Origin of the sequence: Cellulophaga baltica, from assembly GCF_018861125.1 — a bacterium.
In the GTDB taxonomy this organism is placed as follows: Bacteria; Bacteroidota; Bacteroidia; order Flavobacteriales; family Flavobacteriaceae; genus Cellulophaga; species Cellulophaga baltica_A.
Genome location: NZ_JAHKQN010000018.1, coordinates 206,884 through 213,141, shown reverse-complemented (window position 1 = coordinate 213,141; position 6,258 = coordinate 206,884). Strand labels below are relative to the sequence as shown.

At 29.7% G+C, this 6,258-nt stretch carries 8 protein-coding genes; 3 read left to right on the top strand and 5 right to left on the bottom strand.

Annotated elements, in window-relative coordinates; translation table 11 throughout:
- The first annotated feature begins 127 nt into the window (after positions 1-127).
- Positions 128-763, top strand: coding sequence for a PAQR family membrane homeostasis protein TrhA (gene trhA / locus KO500_RS09215; RefSeq protein WP_215956240.1), 636 nt, complete (start codon positions 128-130; stop codon positions 761-763).
- On the opposite strand, the gene KO500_RS09210 is transcribed toward trhA, so the two are convergent.
- Positions 760-1,188 (bottom strand): DUF4268 domain-containing protein, encoded by a 429-nt coding sequence (locus KO500_RS09210; RefSeq protein ID WP_215956239.1) that lies wholly within the window; start codon positions 1,186-1,188, stop codon positions 760-762. The genes trhA and KO500_RS09210 overlap by 4 nt on opposite strands.
- Positions 1,189-1,860 carry a ZIP family metal transporter gene (locus tag KO500_RS09205; protein ID WP_215956238.1) on the bottom strand — a complete coding sequence of 224 codons (672 nt, stop codon included), beginning with the start codon at positions 1,858-1,860 and terminating at the stop codon, positions 1,189-1,191.
- A 79-nt stretch (positions 1,861-1,939) separates the two neighbouring features.
- Here KO500_RS09205 and KO500_RS09200 point away from each other — a divergent pair, with 79 nt between their 5' ends.
- Together KO500_RS09200 and KO500_RS09195 are read left to right on the top strand one after the other, a co-directional pair.
- The gene (locus KO500_RS09200) at positions 1,940-3,103 is read left to right on the top strand and encodes a THUMP domain-containing class I SAM-dependent RNA methyltransferase (protein ID WP_215956237.1); all 1,164 of its coding nucleotides are present in this window, start codon (positions 1,940-1,942) and stop codon (positions 3,101-3,103) included.
- Between the two features lie 3 nt (positions 3,104-3,106).
- The gene (locus KO500_RS09195; protein ID WP_252732465.1) at positions 3,107-3,337 is read left to right on the top strand and encodes a hypothetical protein; all 231 of its coding nucleotides are present in this window, start codon (positions 3,107-3,109) and stop codon (positions 3,335-3,337) included.
- Between the two features lies 1 nt (position 3,338).
- On the opposite strand, the gene KO500_RS09190 is transcribed toward KO500_RS09195, so the two are convergent.
- Genes KO500_RS09190 through rlmD form a run of 3 tightly spaced genes read right to left on the bottom strand, consistent with a single transcriptional unit; the run spans position 3,339 to position 6,045 of the window.
- Entirely contained in the window at positions 3,339-4,136 is a 798-nt protein-coding gene (locus KO500_RS09190; RefSeq protein ID WP_215956236.1) for a DUF6048 family protein, read from the bottom strand.
- Positions 4,117-4,611, bottom strand: coding sequence for a DUF6452 family protein (locus KO500_RS09185; RefSeq protein ID WP_215956235.1), 495 nt, complete (start codon positions 4,609-4,611; stop codon positions 4,117-4,119). The genes KO500_RS09190 and KO500_RS09185 overlap by 20 nt, the downstream gene beginning before the upstream one ends.
- A 24-nt stretch (positions 4,612-4,635) precedes the next feature.
- Complete coding sequence (rlmD, locus tag KO500_RS09180) at positions 4,636-6,045, bottom strand: 23S rRNA (uracil(1939)-C(5))-methyltransferase RlmD (RefSeq protein ID WP_215956234.1); 1,410 nt, start codon at positions 6,043-6,045, stop codon at positions 4,636-4,638.
- Positions 6,046-6,258: the final 213 nt, after the last annotated feature.

Here is a 6,258-nt window from a genome sequence, read left to right as displayed (position 1 = left end):
TGTTCTATAGAATCTATAAAACTCAATTAGAATGGATTTTAACCAATTAATGTTAATGTATACTTTAAACTGATAACTTGTATCTTGTTGTTTACGTATTTTTGCACAACATTTTAACTAGTTTGCTTTGGATAATATTGGTACCACATACAAAAGAGAAGAATTTTTAAATACTATTTCTCATGGTTTAGGAATTATTCTTGGTATTATTGGATTTTTCTTTCTTGTTTTTAAGAATTCTAATAAAAGTGATTATGCTCTGTTTTCAATAATAGTTTATACTTTTTCAATTTTATTATTATATACAGCCTCAACATTATATCATAATGCAACATTACCAGCTATTAAATCTAAATTTAGAATTTTAGATCATATAAGCATTTATTTTTTAATTGCGGGTACGTATACTCCTGTAGCTTTAATAATACTATTAAATGGAAAAGGATGGATGATTTTTACTATTGTATGGGTGATTACGCTCTTAGGAACTATACTAAAGTTATTTTTTACTGGAAAATATGAATTTATATCATTAGCACTGTATTTGATAATGGGGTGGTTAATTATTTTTGATTTTCAAAATTTACTAAAATCCACTTCTGACTTAGGTATTAATTTATTGATGCTTGGTGGCTTCTGTTATACATTTGGAATTATTTTTTATGCAATAAAAAAAATACCTTATAATCATTTTATATGGCATCTTTTTGTTTTAGCAGGTTCAATTTGCCACTGGTTATTTATTTATATTGATGTTGTTTAATCAATTAGCATATCTTCAAAATCATAAAAAAAAGCTTCAAATTTCAGCATTGTTTCATTTAAGAAAATCATAGTTTCCTGCCAAGTGTTTTTGTTATGTATTGATACACCGTCAATGCTAATGTATAAACGTGAGATATCTCTTTGATTATCTAAATAAACATATTCTTGATATGTAACGTTAGCAATATAATCAGTTTCTAAAACAGATTTTAAAGAGGTTAGTTTATCCCATAATTCTATTCTTTTTTCTAAATTTTTATTTTCTATATCCATTGAAACCATTGCTTGAGACTTATCAAAATGAAACTTAAAAGAAAAGTCTTTAATTTTTGTATTGTATAATATCCATTTTCTTGGAAAAGATTTTCCAAAAGATATCCAAAAATCCTGGCGTAATTTTTTTGCTTCTTCTTTACTATACATTTATAAATAATATGCGATAAGTATTCCTATTATAATTACTAACAGTTTTCTTAAATTGAACTTATGACCTTCAGAACTTTCAAATAATATTACAGTTGAGATATGCAAAAATACACCAACAGCTACGGCTGTTAATTCGTTATAATATTTTGATATTATTTCAGTACTAGATGAAAGGTAAGTACCTAAAGGTGTCATTATTGAAAATAGCGATATAAAAAACACTGCTTTTTTTAACCCTAATTTAGATCCCAATAAAAAAATACTTAATATTATTGCAATAGGTATTTTATGTACCAATATGCCGTACAATATAGAGTGGTCATGATCTGCTGGTACGCCTTCTAATAGGGAATGGATAGAAAGGCTAATAAATAATAGCCAAGGGAAGTCATTATTTTCTTTATTAACATGTACATGCCCGTGTTCAGCACCCTTAGAGAAAAATTCTAAAAATATCTGCAAAAGTATTCCGAGCATTATAAATATACCTATAGTTTTAGGCTCATTATTTTTATAAATCTCTGGAAATAACTCAAATATAGTTAATGACAATAAAAAGGCACCACTAAAAGCTAATAGTAGTTTAAAACCCTCTTTGTTTTTTGGTTTTGTGATGTAAACAAATGCAAAGCTTAATAGCACAGCAAGTATTGGTAATAGATAAGTCATGCTTGTTTTTAGGTTTATAATAAATAGTAACCTTAAGGCGTAAAATTAATGTATTTTTGCCGTATTGTTTTAGATACTTATGGATAATAATTTTAAAATGGTCGCTAAGACCATGTTTGGCTTTGAAGAAATTTTAGCAAAAGAGTTGCGTAAATTGGGCGGAATGAACATTGAGCAAGGTGTACGTAGTGTTAGTTTTGAAGGAGATACCGGATTTATGTACAAGGCAAATTTATGTTTACGTACTGCTATTAAAATAGTAAAGCCAATACATTCATTTAATGTTTTAAACGAAGATGATTTATATAATAAAATTTATGCTTTTGACTGGTCTGAGTATTTATCACCGGACACCACGTTCGCGATAGATACTACAATAAACTCTGAAAATTTTACGCATTCATTATATGTGTCTCAAAAAGTAAAGGACGCTATTGTAGATAAATTTAGAGATACTGATGGAGAAAGACCTAATGTAGATATTAAATTTCCAGATATTAGAATTAATATACATATTCAAAAAGACCATTGTAACGTAGCTTTAGATACATCAGGAAGATCATTACATCAAAGAGGTTATAAAACTGCTACCAATATAGCTCCGATAAATGAAGTTTTAGCGGCAGGTATTTTATTGCTTAGTGGTTGGGACGGTCAGTCAGATTTTTTAGACCCTATGTGTGGTAGTGGTACGTTGTTAATTGAAGCAGCAATGATTGCTTGTAATATTCCTGTAAACATAAACCGAAAAGAGTTTGCTTTTGAAAAATGGCCAGATTATGATGAGGAACTATTTGAAAAAATAGTGGATAGTTGTTTAAATAAAACTAGAGAGTTTCATTTTAAAATTGCAGGCTATGATAAAGCGCCTTCAGCAATTAGAAAAGCCCAAGATAACATTGATAATGCTAATTTAGCGGAATATATAAAAGTTGGTCAATTCAATTTCTTTGAGACAGAAAAGTCTATGGAGAATCACCTTCATATTGTATTTAATCCTCCATATGGTGAGCGTTTAAATATTGAGATGGAAGAGTTTTATAAGAATATTGGTGATACATTAAAACAACATTATCCTGGTACTGATGCTTGGTTAATCACGTCAAATTTAGAAGCTTTGAAATTTGTAGGGTTAAGACCTTCAAGAAAAATAAAAGTATTTAATAGCCATTTAGAATCAAGGTTCGTGAAATACAATATTTATTCAGGAAGTAAAAAAGCAAAGTATAATAAAGAACAGTAGATTATGTCATTAAAATATAAAGCTTTATTGTATAATTTTTTAGGCTATGCAATTCTTTTTATTCTTATACGATTTTTTGTTGTAGACTATTTCGCATTAAATCATTTTGTAAAACTTATGATTGCTGCTATTGTGGCAACTTTATTAGCACCAAAATTTGCTGTAGTAAAAGCAAAAGAAGGTTCTAAGCTTGTAATGAAATGGATTTTTGTAAAAGGATTTAAAGAAATGTAGATTAGTTTTGAGGAGGACCACCTTCACTATTTTCTTTTCTTTCTTTATCTCCTTCATCAACATATTTCTCTCTAACTTTTTTCTTTTTTTTGTACAGAGGAATAAGGTATGAGACCGTATAATTGTAACTAGCTCCAAATATAGTATTGTCTGTAACTTTATTAAAACCAGGTATCCATAAGTTAGGGAAATCATCATCTTCTTTGTTACTAACTAAAGCACCAATTCTAACGCTTGCCCCTAAGTAAATATTAGCAAATAACTCGACTTTTGCTCCCATAACAACTTCTAACCAAACAGCGCTACGACCATCAAATTCTTGTGCAGTTGTAATGCTTCCACTTGCATAATCATCAGGATAAAAATACCTGTTTGAACTATATATACTATACTCGTTTAATGTTTGACTAAAACTACTAACTCCAATTCTACCACCTAAGTTTATGATATTAGTCATACCAAACCAATTTTCATAGGTATTGTAATCTACACCTGCTTTAATATAGCTACCAGAGGTGGTGAAATTATACGTGTCTTCTTCAGTTGTTTTTTTTTCATTACCTAATTCAGCAGCCAAATATAAGTTTTGCGATATCCGATAATCACCAACAATCTCTAAACCGGTATAGTTATCATCTAATGATGTTGTAAGTATTTTACTTAAATCAATACCAACTCGAACACCATAAGCTTCAGTTTTCTGTATTGTGTCTTTGGGGCTTACATCTATAGGTCCACTTTGTGCATTAGCAAAAAATGCAATACATAAAAAGGCTATACTAAAGGTATATTTTAACATGGGTGTCATCTTCGTTTTCAATAGTTGTAACTTCAACATCAATTTGTTCTATCCAATTGTCATCATCTTCTGTTAGTGTAGCAATTAAATTATTATAGTAAACTACATAACCACATGCTCTTGATATATATACTTCTTCAGTGGCATAATCAAATGTAACTATATCTTCATTTATATTAGTACCATCATCATCAGAGATTGAAAAGCTATACATTGTTGATAATTCTGTAATTTTTAAAGGAATTTCAATGGAATCAGTATCCACGTTAGCAATAGTATCGCCATAAACTCCATCTGATGATAAAGATCTTACTACTAAATTTGATGGCTCTTCCTCATCATCTTGATCGTCAAAATCATAAAATCCAATAATTAATAACGGGGTATCTCCGTCGACACAAATGTCATCTTTTTCACAAGAATTAAATGCGAAAAAGATAAAAACCATTACAACAATATATTTAAGCTTATCCATATTGAAATTTCTCTTTTAAATAATTTATCGTTTTTCTAAAAGCACAACATTTTCTACGTGATGTGTTTGCGGAAACATATCAACGGCTTGCGTTTTTGTAATTTTGTAATGCTCATTCATTAACTCTAAATCACGGGCTTGAGTTGCGCTGTTACAACTTACATAAACTACTTTTTTAGGTGAAATCTCTAATATTTGAGCAACTACATCTTTATGCATACCATCTCTAGGAGGATCGGTAATAATTATTTCAGGTGTACCATGTTCTTGTATAAACGAAGGTTTAAAAATATTTTTCATATCACCTGCAAAAAATGTAGCATTACTTATATTATTAGCAACAGCATTTGCTTTAGCATCTTCAATAGCTTCGGGAACAGCTTCAATACCCACAACTTTTTTTGCTTTTTTTGAAATAAATTGAGCTATAGTACCTGTACCAGTATATAAATCATATACCAACTCTTCTCCAGTTAAACCGGCAAAATCTCTGGTGATTTTGTATAATTCGTAAGCTTGTTTAGAATTTGTTTGGTAGAATGACTTTGCATTTATTTTAAATTTGAGTCCTTCCATTTCTTCAAAAATATGATCTCTGCCGGCAAAACAAATAATATCTTGATCGTAAATAGTGTCATTCTTTTTTGAATTTATTACATACAATAAAGCAGTTATTTCTGGGAATTTTTCTTTAAGATGATTTAATAGCAACTCTCTCTTTTCAACATTATTTTCAAAGAACTGAACTAAAACCATTATTTCACCTGTTGATGATGTTCTAATCATCATGGTGCGCAATAATCCGTGCTGGTTTCTTGGGTTAAAGAAAGTTAAACCGTTTTTTAAAGCAAAATCTTTAGTTTCTAAACGAATAGCATTAGATGGGTCTTCTTGTAAATGGCATTTTTTTACATCTAAAATTTTATCCCACATACCAGGGATATGAAAACCTAATGCGTTTCTATCATAAATTTCATCGGTAGATTGTATTTCTTCTAATGTGAGCCATCTGCTATCAGAAAAAGAAAATTCCATTTTATTACGGTAAAAGTACTGCTCTTTAGAACCTAAAATTGGTGTGATTTCAGGCAATTCTAAATGTCCTATTCTTCGTAAATTATTTTCTACTTCTTTTTGTTTATAAAAAAGTTGGTGATCATAACCCATATCTTGCCATTTACACCCGCCACAAACACCAAAATGTTGGCAAACAGGATCAACTCTTTTATCAGATAAAGAGTGGAATTTTATAGCAGTTCCTTCAAAATAGGCTTTACGCTTTTTTGTTGTTTGAACATCAACAACGTCACCAGGTACAGTGTTATTTAAAAAAATCACACGGCCATCAGGAGCTTTACCTATGGTTTTCCCTTTCGCACCAGCATCTACAACGGCTACATTCTCAAAAACCGTTCTTGTTTTTTTTCTACGCATAACGCAAAAATAAGTCGTTTTTAATTAATTAGCTCTAAGTTTAATACTTTATAAAGGATATTTAAGGTTTTATAATAGGTTTTCTGAGTTCCAAAAAACTTTAATTTCCTATTAATATTTTGTAATTTTACAGCTCTACAAGGATGATTTCTCTCCCACGCTGAATTTTCGAATCTTCGGAAGGATAAAGGTACAGAAGGAATTGCTAAAGTT